General features: G+C 64.2%; 16 protein-coding genes and 1 riboswitch. Of the genes, 10 read left to right on the top strand and 6 right to left on the bottom strand.

Going from position 1 to position 18,582, the window contains the following annotated elements; all coding sequences use genetic code 11:
- Nucleotides 1-75: 75 nt before the first annotated feature.
- Both mobF and KTJ78_RS03905 read left to right on the top strand, forming a co-directional pair.
- Entirely contained in the window at nt 76-3,630 is a 3,555-nt protein-coding gene (mobF, locus tag KTJ78_RS03910) for a MobF family relaxase (RefSeq protein ID WP_217132819.1), read from the top strand.
- A 118-nt stretch (nt 3,631-3,748) separates the two neighbouring features.
- A riboswitch (SAM riboswitch) is annotated at nt 3,749-3,861 on the top strand.
- Nucleotides 3,833-4,426 carry a hypothetical protein gene (locus KTJ78_RS03905; protein ID WP_254259366.1) on the top strand — a complete coding sequence of 198 codons (594 nt, stop codon included), beginning with the start codon at nt 3,833-3,835 and terminating at the stop codon, nt 4,424-4,426. (Overlaps the previous riboswitch by 29 nt.)
- A gap of 111 nt (nt 4,427-4,537) precedes the next feature.
- On the opposite strand, the gene dprA is transcribed toward KTJ78_RS03905, so the two are convergent.
- Nucleotides 4,538-5,530 carry a DNA-processing protein DprA gene (gene dprA, locus KTJ78_RS03900; RefSeq protein ID WP_217132817.1) on the bottom strand — a complete coding sequence of 331 codons (993 nt, stop codon included), beginning with the start codon at nt 5,528-5,530 and terminating at the stop codon, nt 4,538-4,540.
- A gap of 138 nt (nt 5,531-5,668) precedes the next feature.
- On the opposite strand from dprA, the gene KTJ78_RS03895 reads away from it, so the two are divergent.
- Nucleotides 5,669-6,049 carry a LexA family protein gene (locus tag KTJ78_RS03895; protein ID WP_217132814.1) on the top strand — a complete coding sequence of 127 codons (381 nt, stop codon included), beginning with the start codon at nt 5,669-5,671 and terminating at the stop codon, nt 6,047-6,049.
- Nucleotides 6,050-6,077: 28 nt separating this feature from the next.
- On the top strand, nt 6,078-7,370 hold the full coding sequence (locus KTJ78_RS03890; protein WP_217132812.1) for a Y-family DNA polymerase: 1,293 nt from the start codon (nt 6,078-6,080) through the stop codon (nt 7,368-7,370).
- A 33-nt stretch (nt 7,371-7,403) separates the two neighbouring features.
- Here KTJ78_RS03890 and KTJ78_RS03885 read toward each other — a convergent pair whose 3' ends face one another.
- From KTJ78_RS03885 to pdhA, 4 genes are all read right to left on the bottom strand, one after another.
- Nucleotides 7,404-7,769, bottom strand: a complete 366-nt coding sequence (locus KTJ78_RS03885; RefSeq protein ID WP_217132811.1) for a sulfate permease — start codon at nt 7,767-7,769, stop codon at nt 7,404-7,406.
- Nucleotides 7,770-8,436: 667 nt separating this feature from the next.
- Nucleotides 8,437-9,684, bottom strand: a complete 1,248-nt coding sequence (locus tag KTJ78_RS03880) for a dihydrolipoamide acetyltransferase family protein (RefSeq protein WP_217132809.1) — start codon at nt 9,682-9,684, stop codon at nt 8,437-8,439.
- A gap of 11 nt (nt 9,685-9,695) precedes the next feature.
- On the bottom strand, nt 9,696-10,688 hold the full coding sequence (locus KTJ78_RS03875) for an alpha-ketoacid dehydrogenase subunit beta (protein WP_217132807.1): 993 nt from the start codon (nt 10,686-10,688) through the stop codon (nt 9,696-9,698).
- Nucleotides 10,685-11,815 carry a pyruvate dehydrogenase (acetyl-transferring) E1 component subunit alpha gene (pdhA, locus tag KTJ78_RS03870; protein WP_217132805.1) on the bottom strand — a complete coding sequence of 377 codons (1,131 nt, stop codon included), beginning with the start codon at nt 11,813-11,815 and terminating at the stop codon, nt 10,685-10,687. Before pdhA ends, KTJ78_RS03875 begins: the two co-directional genes overlap by 4 nt.
- Nucleotides 11,816-11,992: 177 nt before the next feature.
- Between pdhA and KTJ78_RS03865 the strand changes: the two genes are divergently transcribed.
- Nucleotides 11,993-12,622 (top strand): TetR/AcrR family transcriptional regulator, encoded by a 630-nt coding sequence (locus KTJ78_RS03865; protein ID WP_217132803.1) that lies wholly within the window; start codon nt 11,993-11,995, stop codon nt 12,620-12,622.
- Here the strand turns inward: KTJ78_RS03865 and KTJ78_RS03860 are convergent.
- Nucleotides 12,619-13,446: a helix-turn-helix transcriptional regulator gene (locus KTJ78_RS03860; protein WP_217132801.1), complete on the bottom strand. Its 828-nt coding sequence runs from the start codon at nt 13,444-13,446 to the stop codon at nt 12,619-12,621. The two genes, KTJ78_RS03865 and KTJ78_RS03860, sit on opposite strands and share 4 nt — an antisense overlap.
- A gap of 101 nt (nt 13,447-13,547) precedes the next feature.
- Between KTJ78_RS03860 and KTJ78_RS03855 the strand changes: the two genes are divergently transcribed.
- From KTJ78_RS03855 to KTJ78_RS03835, 5 genes are read left to right on the top strand one after another with little or no spacing between them, the layout of a single operon-like run.
- Nucleotides 13,548-14,573 (top strand): ABC transporter substrate-binding protein, encoded by a 1,026-nt coding sequence (locus tag KTJ78_RS03855; RefSeq protein ID WP_217132799.1) that lies wholly within the window; start codon nt 13,548-13,550, stop codon nt 14,571-14,573.
- Between the two features lie 5 nt (nt 14,574-14,578).
- Nucleotides 14,579-15,661 (top strand): alpha/beta hydrolase-fold protein, encoded by a 1,083-nt coding sequence (locus KTJ78_RS13505; protein WP_217132797.1) that lies wholly within the window; start codon nt 14,579-14,581, stop codon nt 15,659-15,661.
- Nucleotides 15,658-16,689: a FecCD family ABC transporter permease gene (locus tag KTJ78_RS03845; RefSeq protein ID WP_217132795.1), complete on the top strand. Its 1,032-nt coding sequence runs from the start codon at nt 15,658-15,660 to the stop codon at nt 16,687-16,689. The genes KTJ78_RS13505 and KTJ78_RS03845 overlap by 4 nt, the downstream gene beginning before the upstream one ends.
- Nucleotides 16,686-17,678, top strand: a complete 993-nt coding sequence (locus KTJ78_RS03840; protein WP_217132793.1) for a FecCD family ABC transporter permease — start codon at nt 16,686-16,688, stop codon at nt 17,676-17,678. The genes KTJ78_RS03845 and KTJ78_RS03840 overlap by 4 nt, the downstream gene beginning before the upstream one ends.
- On the top strand, nt 17,675-18,454 hold the full coding sequence (locus KTJ78_RS03835) for an ABC transporter ATP-binding protein (protein WP_217132791.1): 780 nt from the start codon (nt 17,675-17,677) through the stop codon (nt 18,452-18,454). Before KTJ78_RS03840 ends, KTJ78_RS03835 begins: the two co-directional genes overlap by 4 nt.
- The last annotated feature ends 128 nt before the right edge of the window (nt 18,455-18,582 follow it).

Genomic DNA, 18,582 nt, shown 5'->3' with positions numbered 1-18,582 from the left:
CACCACGCCTCTGGCAGATCGAGGTTCTGACCCCTGTTGACCACCTCCTTTGTAACGAAGGAAAGGTGCTCGACCATGACGGTGTCAATGCGGGTGATGTCCGCCGGAGACGGATACAAATACCTGCTGCGCACCGTCGCGGCAGGCGACGGAGACCGATCACTATCGATGCCGTTGACTCGCTACTACTCCTCTGAAGGTACACCTCCCGGCAGGTGGATGGGTGCCGGGCTTTCGGCGCTCGGCAGCGGCCAACTGGTGCCTGGTGATGAAGTCAGCGAAGCACAGCTCCAACTCCTCGTAGGAATGGGGCGCGACCCAATCACCCGAGCACCGCTGGGGCGGGCATACCCGGTCTATAAGAGTGTCGAACAGCGCGTTCAAGCCCGAGTCGAGGCGCTCCATTCTTTGCTGAGCCCGGTCGAACGAGGCCGAGCGATTGCGGCCATCGAAGCCGAAGAAGCCGAACGAGGAGGCCGCAAAGCGGTTGCCGGATTCGACTTCACATTCTCCATCCCAAAGTCGGCGAGCGTGCTCTGGGCGGTCGCTGACGCAGGGACCCAGGCGTTGATCGCGGAAGCGCATCATGCGGCGGTTGCGCAAATGGTTGCGTACATGGAACGCGAGGTTGCATTCACCCGTGCAGGTGCAAGCGCAGGCAACGGTGCGGTTGCGCAAGTCGATGTGCGCGGAGTGATCGCAACCGCTTACGATCACTACGACTCACGCGCTGGTGATCCTCACTTGCACACGCACGTCGTCATCAGCAACAAAGTGCAGACCGTGCTCGATGGCAAATGGAGGTCTCTCGATAGTCGGCCGATGCATGCCGCGACGGTTGCGATCTCAGAACTGCACGAGGCGGTGTTCGCAGATCATCTGACCCGAGTTCTCGGTGTCGAATGGGAACTTCGGGCTATGGGACGCAACCGCAACCCAGGCTGGGCAATCAGTTCGGTGCCTGAATCACTTGCTTCCGAGTTCTCAACACGTTCACGCCACATTGACGTTGAAACCGACAAGCTCATTGACGACTACGTTGAACGGCATGGGCGCAGGCCGAACGCTGCAGTGATTATGAAATTGCGAGCACAGGCAACACTTTCGACGCGGCCGGAGAAAGCTTTGCACTCGCTCGCCAATCTGACCGCTGGATGGCGTGACCGGGCGAGCACGATTCTGGGCGAGGATGCAACCGCGTGGGCACGGCGGGTTGCATCAAACGATCAGCCATTGCTATTTCGTGCAGATGACATTCCTCTCGATGTGCTTCGGTCGGTCGGTGAGAGCGTGGTTGCTGCGGTTGGTGAGAAGCGTTCAACCTGGCGGCGTTGGAACCTCACCGCAGAAGCTGCACGACAGACCATGGGTTACCGGTTTGCCTCGATGGAGGATCGCGAAGCCGTCGTCGGGCTCGTGGTCGATGCCGCAGAACAAGTGTCCTTGCGGTTGACACCGTTCGAGTTGGCCTCCAGCCCCGTGGAGTTTCGGCGAAGCGATCAGTCGTCGGTGTTCAGACCGAAGAACTCAACCGTGTTCTCGTCGAACCTGCTGCTCGAAGCCGAAGATCGACTGCTTCGACTCAGTCGCGACGCCAGTGCGCCGACGGTGCCGCTGGCGACGATCGAGAGGTTTGCGCGTAAGCCTGATCGTGAGGAGCGCGTGCTCGGAGATGATCAGGCCGAAGCGCTCACTCGGATCGCGGTCTCGGGCCGTGTTGTCGATCTGTTGGTAGGCCCTGCTGGCGCAGGGAAAACGACCGCGATGCTCGCGCTACGAAGTGCATGGGAGTCGGCCCATGGAACAGGTTCTGTCGTGGGGCTCGCGCCTTCAGCTGGTGCGGCCGAGGTGCTCGCTGAGGACCTCGGGATCGCAACCGAGAACACCGCGAAATGGTGGCAGAACCACCTGGCCACTGGCGAAGGGTTCTCTGCCGGGCAACTGGTGATCCTCGATGAAGCTTCTCTCGCGGGAACACTTTCGCTTGAACGCATCGCAGGCCTAGCGGCGTCGGCTGGTGCGAAGGTGCTGCTGGTTGGTGATTATGCGCAGCTCCAATCGGTCGATGCGGGAGGAGCTTTCGGGCTACTCGCGCACAGTCGCGACGATGTTCCTGAACTCGTTGCTGTGCACCGCTTCACCCACGTCTGGGAGAAAACCACTTCGCTTGATCTGCGGCACGGCCGCACCGAAGCCATTGACGCCTATGACCAGCACGCTCGCATCCTCGGTGGTGAGACCGAAGCCATGGTCGATGCCGCGTATGAGGCCTGGCGAGCGGATCGAGCGGCGGGGCGATCCTCGATTTTGATCTCTGACTCCAATGAATCGGTGGCCGCCCTCAACAACCGGGCACGCACTGACCTGATTCTTGACGGTACCGTGCGCGGACCGCGCGAAGCGATGCTGCACGATGAGAGTCGAGCGGCAGCCGGTGACACAGTGATTACGCGCAAGAACGATCGCAGGCTCGTTGCGGGGCGCGGATGGGTGCGAAATGGTGACCGATGGACGGTACTTGATGTGCGGACCGATGGTGCGGTCGTTGTCCGTCGGTTCGGAGCAAGCAGGGGATGCTCGGTTGTGTTGCCTGCGGCATATGCTGCCGAGCATCTGGAGCTGGGGTATGCGGTTACCTCGTACCGGGCGCAGGGTGTCACGACCGACACTGCGCATGTGCTCGTCGATTCGTCGATGACGCGCGAGAACCTGTACGTTGCGATGACCAGAGGGCGTGAGCGGAACCAGGCGTATGTGGCAGTGGATCGGCCCGATTCGATTCACAACGAACCGCATCCTGCCGATGATGGTGAGGCAACGGCCCGGAGCGTTCTATATGGCGTGCTACACAATGTTGGCGCGGAACTCTCGGCTCATGAATCGGTTGTTGCTGAGCAAGAGACCTGGGGCACGATCGCGCAGCTCGCTGCAGAGTACGAGACCATCGCAGCCGCTGCGCAACGAGACCGCTGGGCGTCACTGCTTCGCAGCTCCGGACTTACAGAGGGCGAAGCTTCCGCTGCAATCGACTCCAATGCATTCGGTCCGCTGACTGCCGAGCTACGTCGCGCTGAAGCAAACCACCATGATGTTGATGCGCTGCTCCCGCGACTAGTACGAGCACGCGGATTCGATGATGCAGATGATGTTGCAGCGGTGTTGCGACACAGAGTTGCGGCGGCCACTGCACGTGCGGCTGGCTCTGGGCGCTCGCGTAAGGCGCCTCGCCTGGTCGTAGGGCTGATCCCAGAAGCAACCGGAACAATGAGCGACGAAATGCGAATAGCCCTTGAGGAGCGCCAAGCTTTGATGGAGGAGCGAGTAGATGCAGTACTGGACCGCGACCTCACAGCGGGCGTGCCCTGGGTAGTTGGCCTGGGCACTGAATCGGTTGATTCACGAGCCCCCGCAACTTGGCGCCGGTCAGCTCGCATCATTGCTGCCTACCGTGACCGCTATCAAATCAGCACCGACGACGCGCTCGGCGCTCCGCCAGCGACGTCCGCGCAGAGGATCGACCGTGCGCGTGCCGAAACAGCACTTAAAGCCATAGCCCCGATGACGTACCGAGGGATCCCGCATCGACCTCACGACCTGCGACGACAACCAGTAAGCGGACGAACACTCTGAGCGACCCCTCGGTGCTCTACGCACAGTTGGATGCTTGAGTCAGACACCGCCCACGAATCCACGACCGCTTCCAGCTGCCCCGACCGAATGTCCTACGACCGTGATACGGTCTTAGCAGGTTCAAGAGTTGTAGCCTTCAGTACCTGGCTGGCTGCACGGCAACCCTCTCCATCGAGCGGGGTGCCCCAGGGGAAGAACCGGCATGAACAACCGTTTATGCAAGTCGATGGATGCCCGCGTGCGTGCATGCTGGGATCCGGTAAGGAACATTCCCATGTCTATTTACCTTGTTGGCCCCGGTGACGGTGGAGCTGATGACCTTGACCCCACAGATGGGTGGGGCGACGTGCCTGAAGCTGATCGCCCTCTGTGGTCTCGCTATATGCTCGACCATTGCCCTTGGTTCCCTGGGCCGACCATTATGACTCTGATTGCAGGTGGCGTTGTCGACGGCGGCACCCGCGCCCCTCAAGCTTGGAAGGAGGCGGCCGCAGAACTGCACAGCGCTGGGTTCACCCCGATCCACTACTTCCTGCTCGCTGAGTTGTTGGCGGGTGCGCGAAAGCAGGGAGACTTAGATGAAGCATCGCATGGTCATCTTTTCAAGCAGTGGTTCAAGGAACCCTTCCCGGTTTTCCAGCTTGAAGCCGAAGCTTGGAAGCCCTGGCTCGAACGGCTGGAACAAGCTCAGTCGCCCAGTCGCGCGCTTGAGCATATGCTCCATGGGCCGAACCTGCCGCCATTGGGTACGGTGACCTACTCCGCCGGAGAGCCGACGCGGGTCGTTTCCGACTGACTACATGTGGAGTGTCTCGCCAGACCAGGCGGGGCACTCCACATCATCCGCAATGCCGATCCAACCGTCATCATGAACACGGCGACAAATTCGTGTTCACAGGTGCAGGATTCACATCCGGGGGACACTCTCGACGTTTCGTGGGGCCCGTCGGACATCATTCCTTTCGAGGAACTCACCACGACCGAAGCCGCCAGATGGGCTCAGAAGACGTAACACGTCTTTCGCGTTTGTGATCAGTCGTGCGTCTCCCTCCTGGAGCAGAAGGTTTGTGCCGTGGCTTGCGGCGCTGGTGACTGGACCGGGAACTGCACCGATTATGCGACCGAGACCTTTGGCCTCTTGCGCGGTACGCATCGTGCCCGAACGGGCCCCTGCTTCAACAACGACGGTGGCACCTGAGACAGCGGCGACGATGCGTGAGCGGTCGATGAACTGCTGCCGAGTCGGTGAGATACCGGGCGGCACCTCGGACATGATCAGCCCGTCCTGCGCAATACGTTCAAAGAGCTGGCTGTGACCTGCCGGATAAGGCCGGTCGATGCCCGACGCCATGACCGCGATCGTGCTCCCGCCCCCAGCGAGTGCAGCACGGTGCGCAGACCCCTCAATGCCGTACGCGCCTCCGGCAACCACTGTTCGGCCATCCCCAGCGAGGTCGCTTGAGATCTCCTCCGCGACAAAAGCTCCGTAGCCAGTGGCTGCGCGCGCTCCGGTAATCGTGACTCGCGCACTCGAATCGCCACGAAACAAATCTGTATTGCCGGTCACCCACAGACCATAGGGCGTGCGGTCACCGAGGTCCTGCAAGGACGTCGGCCATTCTGGGTCTGACGGAATGAGGAATCTGAAGTCTCCGCTTTCTGTCAAGAATGCGGAGAGCTGATCCGCCCGATAGCGCGCATGAATCCGGTCGCGCCAGACCGCAGCTTCTGTACGATCCATGCCCGGTATCGAGAGGTTGCTGTCTGCAAGAGCAACGACATCCTCGGCTCCCAGCCGGCCGAGCAGCCGCCCCGTCGCTTCGTCGTTTGGCGTGGCGACGAAGGAGAGCAGCCGTCGGGCAGAGCGGTCGTCTCGTGCGAGATCGGTGAGGCTAGGCATCAGCAGGCTCCTTCGTGGTCAAATCTCACCGAACAGGTGTGCCCGACGATCCTCTGCGAGAATGACTCGAAACTGTGTTCGATAGGATGTCTGGCGATGCACTATCCTCAACCCCTCTTGGAGACCCACGATGTCTCCATGTCTGTCGCGCCCGAGGCAGCGCAATGCGGCTTTCCGAGCCCAGCGCAGGATTACCCAACTGAAGAACTCAGCCTTGTTGAGCACCTCATTCGCGACAAGGCCGCAACTTACTTCTGGAGGGCCGCGGGACGGTCGATGGAGCCAGTCATCCCTGATCGGTCACTACTCATCGTTGATCGCGGAATCACGCCACTCCCCGGGCGCATTGTTGTCGCGATCGTCGATGGCGAATACACGGTGAAGCGCTTACAGGTCGACTCAAACGGTCGGGTCACGTTGCGTGCAGAGAACCCCGGGTACCCGCATCTCGTCTTGCCAGAGCTGAGCGAGATGACGGTGTGGGGCGTCGTGACCTTCATCATTAGCCCGGCCTCATAATGTCGGCGGCTCGGCATAGCATCATCGCGTGCCTGCTCCATTGTCCATTGCGCTGATAGACGCTGAAAGCTTCTACGCGAGCTGCGAAGCCGCATTCGACCCGAAGCTTCGCGGCCGACCCATCGTGGTGCTTTCGAATAACGACGGTTGCGTCGTTGCGGCCAACTCGGTCGCGAAGCAGATCGACCCGGGCATCATGTTCAAGCCCTACTTCCAGATCAAATCCTGGGCGCAAACAATGGGTGTCGCCGTGCGGTCTTCGAACTACGAGCTGTACGGTGCCATGTCGAACAGGATCGCCGAGATCATCTCACGCTACTCCGCTTGGCAGGAGGTGTACTCGATCGACGAATCGTTCGTCGGACTCCGAGGCACACCAGCCGAGCTGGAACGGGTCGGCACTGAGATCAGGCAGGCAGTTCGTCGACTCACAGGGGTGCCGGTGCGTATCGCGATGGGGCCAACCAAGTCGCTCGCAAAGGTCGCCGCCATAGGTGTCAAGAAGACACCCGCCATGAACGGAGTGCTGCACGTCGGGCGATACAGCGAAGAACAAATGAGTCGGATCCTCGAATCCATCCCCGTCACTGACCTTTGGGGAGTCGCAGGGCGCAGCGGAAAAAAGCTAGCAGGTATGAACGTGCACAGCGCAAGAGACCTGCGAGATCTTGATCCAAAATGGGCCAGGAAGAAGTTCAACGTGAATATGGAGCGCATCGTGCTCGAACTATGCGGCATTCCGTGCATTCCGCTCGAACTGATCCCGCCGACAACCAAAGACCAACTGATCTTCTCGCGCAGCTTCTCGAAGAAGATCACCGACGCCCGTGAGATGGAGCAGGTGATCTCGCTGTACGCGCAGCGAGTATCGGCGAGGCTACGTGCTCAGTGTTCACTCGCCGGGCATTTGTCTGCCTGGGCAATGACTGGCTGGGCAGACACCGGCACCGTTGCCCACAGTGCTCAAGCTTCCGTGGGGCTCTCCACGCCAACTGATGACCCGATCACACTCACCAAGGCTGCACGAGCACTGATGCCGAAGCTGTTCCCAACCGAGGGCATCAGGTACGCTCGTGCAGGCGTCGTGCTCACTGACCTGCGTCAGGCTGACGGCGTGCAACCGCTCGACCTCTTCAGGCCAGAGTTCGAGGGGCGCGGCGTCGGGCAAGCCCTCGATGCGATCAATCGAAAGTTCGCGACCACCGCGGTTGGCGTCGGCCTTGGCGGCTTGAAGGCCCCACCCGGTTGGGAGATGAAACGCGAGCTGCTATCTCAAAGATGCCTCACCAACTGGGATGAACTACTCGTTGCTGCAGCGTAGTTCAACGCGTGAGGATATTTGCTGGATTCGGGTTCAGGCATCGACGAGTTGCTGGTTCGCGCGTACGGTCGGCGCTTCGGCAGCAGATCTCTGGAGTCGCCGCTCGTGAACACGAACTCGTGCGAGGAGCCCCGTGCAGACGATGCCGTTCGCTAAGAACTTCAACGCGTTCCAGATGCACACGAGGAAGACGGCACAGAGCCACTTCGATGCGCCACCGTCAACGAGAGTCATGACGTAGCTTGCGGCGAACAAGTAGGGCACCGATAGAAGCATCGCCGGTGCGGCCCACTTGAGGCCGCTGCGAGTGCGGAGTGCGGTAATTGCAATATTGCTAGGCATGAAGCGTCGCATGAAGCTGCGAACGTAGATGCTGACGATCCAGATCAGGCGAAACATGGTGACAGACCTCCCCAAGTCGAGGGCGACAAGAGGAAGAAAACTGTTCAGCCAAAGCCGTTGAGTTGTGTCACCACTCGAAGCGATGACGTAGCAGGTAGAGGCCGCCTAACCCCAGGGTACGCTTGCTTCTGAAGGAACGGAAGCGGAATGCTCCGGTTTGGGTAGTTCAATCAGCCGAAGGCGCGTGTCGCCCGTGCGTCGCGGCATGCTTAGACGAGTCCGATGGCTCTCAGTTGTCCTAGCACGTGTCTCGCGCCGTACACACCGCAAACCCAACTCAATCACTCCTGACGGACCGACGATGATCGGGTACACTCGAAAGAGGCGAAACGCCTACTTCCCAGTCCACACTAGGGAACCCGAGATAATCCAAGATTTCCGGAAAAATCCGCTCTGACCAGGGGTTTTCCAAGGGGCCGCAGGCTCAAATCCTGTCATCCCGACCATCGTGATATCTCAGAACATCGTAGATATCTGAACCTACGCGAGTGTCCGTTTACTGAAGGCGGCACCGCCAGGAACTTGGGAAACGGCGCTCTGAAAAGTTTAAAGATTGACGAGCACCCACAGTTGCGACTCCCCGCCCCAATGCAGCGCTTCGAGAGCTACAGCACCGACGCGGCGGCGACACGGAAACCGCTGCGGCCCCGTGCCACCGCACCATTCAGGCAATGATGCGCAGCGGCTGCTCGAGCAGTTCCGTGAGCGTTACGATGAACTGTGCTGCCAGTGCGCCATCGATGATCCGGTGGTCAGCGGTGAGCGTATACCGCATCCGCTTGACGGCGACTGCCTCCCCTTCGACGAGGGTCAGTTCGTCGCGCGCTGCACCGACGGCGAGAATCGCGCCCTGAGGCGGGTTGATGATCGCGGTGAAGTGTTCGATGCCGTACATGCCGAGGTTGCTGATCGTGAAGGTGCCGTCAGCCATGTCTTCGGCCGAGAGCTTGCGCTCCGACGCCTTGCCTACCAGCTCCTTCGTGCGCGTTGAGATGGTCGACACCGCCTTGCGGTCAGCGTCATGCACGACGGGTACGACGAGCCCGGCGGGAGAGGCGACCGCGATGCCGATGTGAACGCGCCCGTGCACGAGAGCCTGCCCCTGCCCTTCCGTCGAGTACGAGGCATTCACCTGGGGGTGTGCGCGAAGGGCGACGGCCACCGCCCTGACGAGAAGATCGTTCACGCTGACCTTCGCCCCCGTGTCGCTGTTCGCGGCGTTGATTTGGGCGCGCAGCGCGAGCAAAGCGCTGACGTCGGCAGAGGCGGTCACGGTGAAGGTGGGAATCGTCGTTCCGCTCTCGGTGAGGCGCGATGCGATCGCGTGGCGCATCGCGTCGAAGGGAACAGCCGCAGGCTCTCGCGCGTCTGCTCGGGTCGCGAGTGCGTCGACGGGCATCGGAGGGCACGGATCCGCCTGCGGTGAGGGGGTCGCGTCGATATCGGCGCGAACGATACGCCCGCCGGGGCCGCTGCCCACGACCGTCATGAGGTCGATGCCACGCTCCTTCGCGATCTTCCGCACGAGCGGGGTCGCCGCGCGACGATCGGAGCGGACGTTCGACGGGGCTGCCGTGTCTGCGGGCGTTGGCACCGACTTCCGATCCGCGGCCTCGGCAGTCTCGGCAGGGGCGGGCTCAGGGGTTGCGGCGGGCGCGGGTGCCGGAGCCTCGCCGCTGCCATCGTCCAGCCGTGCGATGGGAGTGCCGATGGCCACGTTCTCGCCCGCCTGCACCAGGACTTCTGAGAGAACGCCGGCCTCGTAGGCTTCCTGCTCCATGAGGGCTTTGTCGGTCTCGATTTCTACGAGCACGTCGCCGGGAGCGACGGCATCGCCCGGCTTCTTGAGCCAGGCCGTGATGGTGCCCTCGGTCATCGTGTCCGAGAGGCGCGGCATGAGAATGTCGATCATGAGGGGTCCTTTCAGCGGCGCCGTGCCACGGCGTCGATCGTTTCTCTGATTGCGTTGAGCGCGTCATCGAGCGAGGGCAACGCGGCGAGCTCCAGTGACTTCGCGTAGGGCATCGGTACTTCGGCCATGGCGACGCGCCTGACGGGAGCGTCGAGCCAGTCGAACGCGCCATCAGAGATGGTCGCGGCGATTTCGGCGCCGATGCCGTAGGTGAGCCAGTCGTCTTCGAGTACCACGGCGCAGCTGGTCTTCTTGACTGAGCCGATGACGGTATCGCGGTCGAGCGGCCGCAGGCTCATCAGGTCGATCACCTCGACGTCGATGCCCTCTGCGGCAAGACGCTCGGCCGCCTGGAGTGCGACGGTGGCCATGCGCGAGTACGACACAACCGTGACGTCGGTGCCTTCTCGCGCGATCTTCGCACGGCCGATTTCGGCGGGTTTCACGTCGTCGGGTACCTCGCCCGTCGTGTTGTAGAGCGCAAGGTTCTCGAGCACGAGCACCGGGTCGTCGTCGCGCATCGCGGCGAGCATGAGTGCTTTCGCATCTGCCGGGGTCGACGGAGCCACGACCTTCATGCCGGGCACGAATGCGTAGTAGAGCTCAATGTTCTGCGAGTGGGTTGCGCCGAGTTGCTGCCCGCCGCCTCCCGGGGTGCGGATCACCATCGGCACGCGGGCTTGGCCGCCGAACATGCCGTAGATCTTTGCGGCGTGGTTGACGATCTGGTCGAGCGCGAGCAGCGAGAAATTGATGGTCATGATTTCGACGACGGGGCGCAACCCCACCATTGCCGCGCCGATCGCGGCTCCCGTGAAGCCCTCCTCAGCGATCGGGGTGTCGCGAACCCGCTTGGGCCCGAACTCCTCGAGCATTCCGGCGGTGATTTTGTATGAGCCCTCGAAGAGGCCGATTTCTTCGCCGATAAGCAACACGTTTTCGTCGCGCAGCATCTCTTCGCGCAGTGCGTCGTGCAGGGCTTGGCGGTAGCTGATGACGCTCACGCGGGCACCTCCGAAAGAGCAGGGCTGGGTGCCGCCGGGTAGAGGGCGTCGCCGGGTAGGCGGCGCGAGTCATTGGGCACCGGGGTTGCGTAGGTGTAGTCGAAGAGCGTCGAGACATCAGGGTGCGGGCTCGCCTCGGCGAACGCTACCGCATCGGCCACCGTAGTCATGGCCTCGGCGTCGACCTGCGCACTGAGCTGCTCGGTGAGCAGGCCCCGCTCGTGCAGGTGCACGGCGTAGGCGGCGATCGGGTCGGCCGCCTTCAACGCTTCGGCCTCCTCCCGGCTGCGGTACTTTGCTGGGTCGACCACCGAGTGCCCCTTGAGGCGACCCGTCATGGTTTCGAGCAGGTACGGTTTGCCTTCGCGGGCGCTTGCGAGCGCGATCTGCATTGCCTCGAATACTGCCGCCGGGTCGTTGCCGTTCACGCGCGCCGACGCCATGCGATACGAGGCGGCGCGCTTATACAGCTCGGGCTCTGCCGATGACTGTTCGACGGTGGTGCCCATGCCCAGGCCGTTATTGTTCACGACGTACACGATGGGCAGGCCCCATAGTGCTGCGAGGTTCAGTGACTCGTGGAACGCGCCGATGTTGGTCGTGCCGTCACCCATGAGGCAAACGACCGCCTCCGACGCGCCACGGTAGTCGATCGCGAGCGCGGTGCCGGTCGCAAGCGGCACCTGGCCACCGACGATGCCGTAGCCGCCCATGAATCGCGCTTCGATATCAAACATGTGCATCGATCCGCCCCAGCCGCGCGAGACGCCATCTTGGCGCCCGTACAACTCGGCCATGAGGCGACCTGCGGCTATGCCGCGAGCGAGCGCGTAGCCGTGCTCACGGTAGTTCGTGTAGAGGTAGTCGCGCTCATCGAGCGCGGCGGTGAGGCCCGCAACGGTTGCCTCCTCGCCGAGGTTCAGGTGGCAGTAGCCACCGACCTTCGCCTCGGTGTAGGCCCGGGCCGCGCGCTCTTCAAAGCGGCGCACCAGAACCATCTGGCGGTAGAACGCAAGCGCCTGCTCGTCATCGATTGCCGGGCTGGGCGGCGGATCGTGCTGCGCTGGTGCGCTGGGTGCCGAGCGGCGGGTTGACGCGCGAGCGGCCTTCGGTTTTTGGGTGGACATGGTGGGGGTTTTCCTCTCGTCCTGTGGTGTGGCATCGGCGGCTGTGTGGTCTGCGCGAGGATGCGTGTATGAGGGAGCCGCCTCGGAAGGTGGTGGGGCGACGCTGGATTTAATGAAACGTTTGTCGTGTCATTATATAATGGTCAGCAATGACAATGCAGACCGGAGGGAACCGTGATGAGCGTCGGCACTGACCCAGCGCCCCGGAAGAAAGGCCGCCCCACAGCTGCTGAGCGAGCGCAGCGTCTCGACGACCTGCTGGACACGGCTACCCGCCTCTTCGCCGAACGCGGTCTCGCGCAGGTCTCGATCGATGACATAGCGACTGAGGCGCGCGTGACGAAGCGCACGATCTACACGCATTTCGGCGATCGCACCGACATCTTCCTCGCAAGCGTCGAACGGCTGCGCGACCGCACGGTGCAACCCCCAACCGCCGACGAGAGCCTCGAAGAGCTCGCGATCAGTATCGTGAAGACGCTTCACTCCGACGAGGCCATCGGCCTGCACCGAATCATGATCATCGAGGCGGCGACGTTCCCCGAGCTTGCTGAACGGTTCTATGTCGAGGGCCCGCGCTCATACATCAGCGCGTTGAACGACCTGCTGCCTGAGCCTGATCTCGCGCAGGCGACAGCCCTGTTTGCGCTGCTGCTTGGCGAGCCGCATCGACAGCGCCTTCTGCGTCTCGCGCAGGCGCCAGGCGAGCGGGCTGCCACCGAGCATGCGCGGGCCGCCCTGCGTCAGCTGCAGCTCCCGGCTGTGTCTGACCGCTCGCGCGAAGGGGCTGGGTCGGCGGTTTCTTAGGGCGCGGTTACCCCGTACGTCCCACCACGCCCCGGCGTCATCCCAAACTCGGCCGCGTAGGCGCTGATGAACGCGCTGGGCGTTGCGTAGCCCACGAGCCACGCGACCTCCTTGACCGGCTTCGCGGCCTCGAGGAGGGGCAGGGCGAGTGAGAGGCGGGCGCGCGTTTTCCACTCGCGGTAGGTGAGGCCGGTTTCGGCGACGAAGCGGCGCTGCAGGGTGCGGGCGCTGATGCGGGCCAACTGCGCTGCTTGCTCGAGAAGCGGGGGCGAGGCCGGGGTCTCGAGAAACTGCTCGGCGAGCATGCGCGCGGCGGGGTCGCTCGGCATGGGCAGCGTGGGCTGAGTGTGCACCCGGGAGGGCAGGGCGTCGAGCAGTACCGCTCGCGCTCGCAGTCCCTCCTCTTTCGTGAGGGGTGAGGCGAGGTGGCGCATCAGGCCGCGCATGAGATCGTCGGCCGCGATCCGCACCGGGGTATTGCTGGGAGCGAAGGGGCTGGCCTCTTCGCGCAGGTAGAGGCAGAAGAGCTCGCCCGGGGCCGTGCAGGCGATGTCGTGGGGCGTGCCCGCGGGAATCCAGATGCACTGTGACGGCGGGAGCAGGTGGAACTCGTCGGCCGCAAACACCGCGAGGTCGCCGCCCGTGTGCCAGGCGAGCTGGTGCAGGCCGCGCTCGACGTGCACGCCGAAGCTGCCGGCGCGTTCGACGAGGTAGCGCACGACGCGGATCCCGTCGCGCTCTCCGACGCCGTACGGGTGCGACTCGGGCGCGAAGTCGACGTGCTCGACGAGCTGCGTAAAAGCCCAGGTTTCTTCGGTGAGCATGCGTGTCCGTTCAAAAGTATTATGGCGCTTGAACAGTATAGATCAGCGCGAGGTAAGGCTAACCTAATGAAGTCTTCATTGGTTCATCGAAAGTAGTCACTATGCAGCATGCAATTCGCCGTGCGCTCACCGGTCTTGTCGCGGTCACCGTTACCGCTGGACTCCTCGCCGGGTGCGGCGCCAAGAGCGGCCCCGAGGCCACCGACGACGCGGCGAAAGCGCCTGCCGCCACGAGCTACCCGCTCACGCTCGACACCGAGTTTGGCAAGAGCGTTCTTGAAGAGGCACCAGAGCGAGTCGTCACGCTCGGCGACATCGACGATGCCCTGGCGCTCGGCGTTATTCCGGTGGGGTCGTTCAAGCCCGCGGGCGACGCCGATACGCTCTACGACTACGAAGAGGCGGCGCTTGCCGAGGCCGAGAAGGCTGGCGCGACCACCGAGATTGAGCAGCTGTTCGACCCCTACGCCGAGCCAGACTATGAGGCGATCGCAAAGCTGAAGCCCGACGCTATTCTCGCGGCCGGATACTGGGATCTCTCGACCTCGTACGACAAGCTCTCGGCCATTGCGCCGGTGATCGCGCTGCCGAAGGGTGAAGAGTCGACGTGGCAGAGCCGTCACCGCCTCATCGCGCAGGCCTTCGACCTTGCCGAGGAGGGCGAGGCGAACATCGACGCCGTGACTGACGCGTTTGAAGATGCGCGCGAGGCCAACCCGCAGTTTGCCGACCTCACCCTGAACTACGCCGTCGTGTACCCGACGCAGGTGACCTACATGTCTGTTCCGGGTTCAGAGGCCTCGTGGTTCTTCACGCAGCTAGGCTTCCAGTCGACCGAGTCGAGCGCAGAGTTCGGGGCCGAATACCCCGCCGACGTCGTGAGCGAAGAGCAGACACCGCTGCTCGACGCCGACGTTGTGGTGATCGGCTATCACTCGCTGCTCGAGAAGGGGCAGCGGGAGGCGTTCGAAGAGTCGAAGCTATTTACGTCGCTCTCGGCCGTGAAGAAGGGCTCGTACATTGCGCTGCCAGAGGGGCATGACTCGTCGATTCCGCAGCCGGGCATTCTCAGTTCGATCGACGACCTCGAGGCGGTGCTGCCGCTGCTCGAATCAACCACGCGGTGATCTGAGTGCACCGGTTTGGTTGCCGCCACAGCGACAACACGATTGACGTGACCTTCTCGGTGCGTGAGGCCGACGCGTCGATCGAGGTGATGCTTGACATCGACTTTCTCTTGCATCCCTCCTGGCCGAGCGTCGATCACCTCGTGCTGAGGCCCCTGCGCGACGGGGCCGAGCGCGAGGTGACCGTTCGGCTGCCTGCCGACCTCGAGGCGAGCTACCGCTTCGTGCGCCGTGCCCGTAGCGAGGCTGGACCAGCGGCCGGGCTCGACGCCCTGCGCGAGCTCGTGGCTTCGGGTGAGGCCGATCCCGACTACCCGGTCTTCATGAGCGATGCCTTCGGGTCGGGCACGACGGCGTCGAGACTCGTGGGGCCAGACGCCGCACCGGGGCACCCCGTGTGGGCCCCCGGCGAGCAGCCCGAGGTCGCGCTCATCAGGCGCCACATCGCGCTCAGCGACCGCACGGTCACGCTGCTCGTGCCCGATACGGTGCAAGCGGTGCGGCGCCTCGTGCTCATGCTCGACGGTGACGTGTGGCTCGACAGTCTCGGCATCGAGACGGCCGCTGCCCGGTGGAACCACGGGCGAGCCGAGCCCGCCGCCTTTGCCATCATTCCAACGCCCGACCGCGAGATGCTCGCCGAGCGAGACGCTATCGCTGCCCTCGTGGTTGAGCGGGTGATGCCGGCGGTGTGTGGCGCGCTCGGGGCGCAGGTTGCCGCCGAGCACGTCGCGATTGTCGGTCAGAGCTATGGCGGGCTCGCCGCTGCCGGCATCGTCGCCGACCGGCCAGAACGCGTTGGCACCGCGGTGGTGAGCTCGGGCTCGTTCTGGTTCGTGCCGGGTTACGACGCTCGTGACGAAGCGGATCCCGGCCAGCTCACCCGCGACCTGCGAGAGGCGTCGCTGCCGCACTCGCGCTTTCTGCTGCACGCGGGGCGAGAAGAAGGAGGCATGATCGACCAGAGTCGCATGTTTGCCGATGCCGCGCTCGCCGCAGGGGCGAGCGTAACCCTCGAGACGCGCCCCGGCGGTCACGACTACGCCTGGTACCGTCACGCCGTGTTTGATGCGCTGGAGCAGTGGTGACGCCGGAAGCGCCAGCCGCGAAGGAGGCGCCTCGCCGCGTGAGCGTCTCGCTCGTCTTGGCGGTCGGCCTCGTTGTGCTCGCGGTCGCCGGGCTGCTGAGCCTCGCGGTCGGCGATGCGCAGCTCTCGCCGCGGGAGGTGTGGCTCGCGCTCACCGCCCCCGATGAGTCGTCGTCGAGCGTCGTCGTCACGACCATTCGCGCCCCTCGCGCCCTGCTCGCCATCGCGGCGGGTTCGGCCCTCGGCGTCGCGGGCGCGCTCACCCAGTCGCTCACCCGCAACCCGATCGCCGACCCGGGCATTCTCGGGGTCACGGCGGGAGCGGGGCTTTCGGTCGTGCTCGCCGGGGTGGTCTTCGGGCTCACCTCACCGCTCGCGACCATCTGGTTCGCGCTCGTCGGGGCGCTCGTCGCGACAGCCTGCGTGTACCTCATCGCCTCTGGCCGCTCGGCCTCGGCCGACCCCTCGATGCTGTTGCTCGCCGGCGTCGCGCTCAGTGCCCTATTCGGCGGCATCATGACCACGATGATGCAGCTGAATCCCGACGTCTTTGCACAGATGAGCTCGTGGGGCGCGGGCTCGCTGTCCCGCCGCGGCTGGCAACCCTTGCTCGCCGCCCTGCCGTTCTGGGCCATCGGCATGCTGCTCGCGCTGCTCGTCACGCCTGCGCTCAACCAGTTGGGCCTCGGCGATCGGCTCTCGCAGGCAACCGGGGCGCCGGTCGGGCGCACCCGCGTGGTGACCGTGCTCACGATCGCATTGCTGGCCGGCTCGGCGACGGCGATGGCCGGGCCCATCTCGTTTGTGGGGCTCATGGTTCCGCACGTTGCGAGGCGCTTCGCTGGGCCCGACCAGACCCGGCTCGTCGTGTTCTCGCTGCTCATCGGCCCGTCGCTGCTGCTCATCGCCGACGTGCTCGGCCGCGTGGCGCTTCCCGCCGGCGAGCTGCCGGTTGGCATCGTGACGGGCATCATCGGGGCGCCCGTGCTCGTGCTGCTGCTCGCGAAGATGCGGGGGCCAAAATCATGACTCGTTTTCGCTTGACGGTGGTGCTGCTCACCGCGGTGATCATCGCCACGACCGTGCTCGCTCTCGGGACCGGCAGCGCCGGGCTCGGCGTGATCGAGACGGTCGAGGCACTCTTCGGCAAGGGCGAGAGCGTCGACGTCATGATCGTGCAGCAGTGGCGTCTGCCCCGCGCGGTCGCGGCGATTGCCTTCGGGGCCGCCCTCGCCGTCGCGGGTTCGCTCATGCAAAACGCGACCCGAAACCCGCTCGGCAGCCCCGACATCATCGGCTTTGACACCGGCGCTTTCACCGGGGTGCTCATCGCAGGCATTCTGCTCGGCAGCAACTTCGCGGGGCTCACCGCGGGAGCGCTCGCGGGCGGCATGATTGCCGCGGCGGTTGTCGTGCTCGTGGCGCGCCTTGGTGGATCGGGAGCGTTTCGCGTCATCATCGTCGGCATCGCGATGAGCGCGTTTCTCACCTCGGTCAACACGTGGATCATTCTCGCCGCCGACGTGAAGGTCGCCATGAGCGCATCGAGTTGGGCGCTCGGCTCTCTCAACGATGTGACCTGGGATCGGGTCGTTCCCGCCGCGGCCCTCGTAGCCTGCTGCGCCTTGCCCGCGGGCCTGCTCACCCGGCCACTCCACACGCTTGCCGTCGGCGATGCGCTCGCGCGGGGGCTCGGCGTCGATCCGCCTCGGGTCAGGCTGTGGGCCACGGTTCTGGCGGTGCTGCTCGCGGCAACGGTTGTGGCGGTCACGGGCCCGATCGCGTTCGTGGCACTCGCCGCACCGCACCTGGCCTCGCTCATGACCGGTCAGCGCGGCTATGCTCCGCTTGCCGCCGCGCTCACGGGTGCCGCTCTGCTCTCGGTCGCCGATCTCATCGCGCTGCGGCTCATTCCCGGCGCACCGTTACCGGTCGGCGCGGTGACCGTGAGCGTCGGCGGCGTGTATCTCATCGTGCTCATCGCAGTGAGCGCGCGACAACGAAAGGTGGTCGCATGATTGACGCCCACGGCCTCACCGTCAGCTACGGCGACCGTACGGTTCTCTCGGGGCTCGATCTCAGCATTGAGCCTGGCGGGTTCACCGTGATCATCGGACCGAACGGGTGCGGCAAGTCGACGCTGCTGGGGGCACTCGCGCGCGCCGTTCCCTCGGCCGGCGGATCGATCGTTCTCGACGGCAAACAGCTGGCCTCGTACCGTGCGAAAGAACTCGCGCGGCACCTTGGCCTGCTGCCGCAGTCGCCGACGGCGCCCGACGGCATCACCGTCGCAGAGCTCGTGGCCCGGGGCCGCTACCCGCACCGATCGCTCGTGAGCGGCTGGAACGAGCAAGACGAAGCCGCGGTGACCACGGCGCTCGCTCGCACCGGCGTCACCGAGCTCGCCGACCGGTTTGTCGACGAGCTCTCTGGCGGCCAGCGCCAGCGGGTGTGGATCGCGCTCGTACTCGCCCAGGAGACGCCGCTGCTGCTGCTCGACGAGCCGACGTCGGCGCTCGATCTGGCGCACCAGATCGAGGTGCTGCGCCTGTGCCGCACGCTGAACGAGCAGGGCAGCACGATCGTCGCGGTGCTGCACGACCTGAACCAGGCGTTCCGCTACGCGAGCGACCTTGTCGTCATGAAAGACGGGCGCATTGTTGCACGTGGAACGCCGGGCGAGGTCGTCACGGCCGAGCTCGTGCGCGACGTGTTTGGCATCGAGGCCGTCATCGAGACCGACTCGCAGGCCGGGTCGCCGCTCGTCACGCCGCTGTGGGGTGACGAGGGCTGAGGCCGGGCTCAGTGGAACCTGTCTCAGTCGACCTCAGGAACATCCGCGAAAATCTCGTGGTGGGCATCGATCCGCCCCATTCGTGAGAAGGGCCAGCTCAGGAAGAACGCATCGAGCTATACTCTGAG

Source organism: Leucobacter chinensis, assembly GCF_019049105.1.
Taxonomy (GTDB): domain Bacteria; phylum Actinomycetota; class Actinomycetes; order Actinomycetales; family Microbacteriaceae; genus Leucobacter_A; species Leucobacter_A chinensis.
The sequence above is the reverse complement of the archived record's forward strand: the minus strand, read 5'-3'. Positions and strand labels throughout refer to the sequence as shown.

What these genes read in the sequence shown, in the direction of transcription:
- mobF (WP_217132819.1), top strand. Translation starts at nt 76, where the DNA reads ATGACGGTGTCAATGCGGGTGATGTCCGCCGGAGACGGATACAAATAC.
- KTJ78_RS03905 (WP_254259366.1), top strand. Translation starts at nt 3,833, where the DNA reads ATGAACAACCGTTTATGCAAGTCGATGGATGCCCGCGTGCGTGCATGC.
- dprA (WP_217132817.1), bottom strand. Translation starts at nt 5,530, where the DNA reads ATGCCTAGCCTCACCGATCTCGCACGAGACGACCGCTCTGCCCGACGG.
- KTJ78_RS03895 (WP_217132814.1), top strand. Translation starts at nt 5,669, where the DNA reads ATGTCTGTCGCGCCCGAGGCAGCGCAATGCGGCTTTCCGAGCCCAGCG.
- KTJ78_RS03885 (WP_217132811.1), bottom strand. Translation starts at nt 7,769, where the DNA reads ATGTTTCGCCTGATCTGGATCGTCAGCATCTACGTTCGCAGCTTCATG.
- KTJ78_RS03880 (WP_217132809.1), bottom strand. Translation starts at nt 9,684, where the DNA reads ATGATCGACATTCTCATGCCGCGCCTCTCGGACACGATGACCGAGGGC.
- pdhA (WP_217132805.1), bottom strand. Translation starts at nt 11,815, where the DNA reads ATGTCCACCCAAAAACCGAAGGCCGCTCGCGCGTCAACCCGCCGCTCG.
- KTJ78_RS03865 (WP_217132803.1), top strand. Translation starts at nt 11,993, where the DNA reads ATGAGCGTCGGCACTGACCCAGCGCCCCGGAAGAAAGGCCGCCCCACA.
- KTJ78_RS03860 (WP_217132801.1), bottom strand. Translation starts at nt 13,446, where the DNA reads ATGCTCACCGAAGAAACCTGGGCTTTTACGCAGCTCGTCGAGCACGTC.
- KTJ78_RS03855 (WP_217132799.1), top strand. Translation starts at nt 13,548, where the DNA reads ATGCAGCATGCAATTCGCCGTGCGCTCACCGGTCTTGTCGCGGTCACC.
- KTJ78_RS03840 (WP_217132793.1), top strand. Translation starts at nt 16,686, where the DNA reads ATGACTCGTTTTCGCTTGACGGTGGTGCTGCTCACCGCGGTGATCATC.
- KTJ78_RS03835 (WP_217132791.1), top strand. Translation starts at nt 17,675, where the DNA reads ATGATTGACGCCCACGGCCTCACCGTCAGCTACGGCGACCGTACGGTT.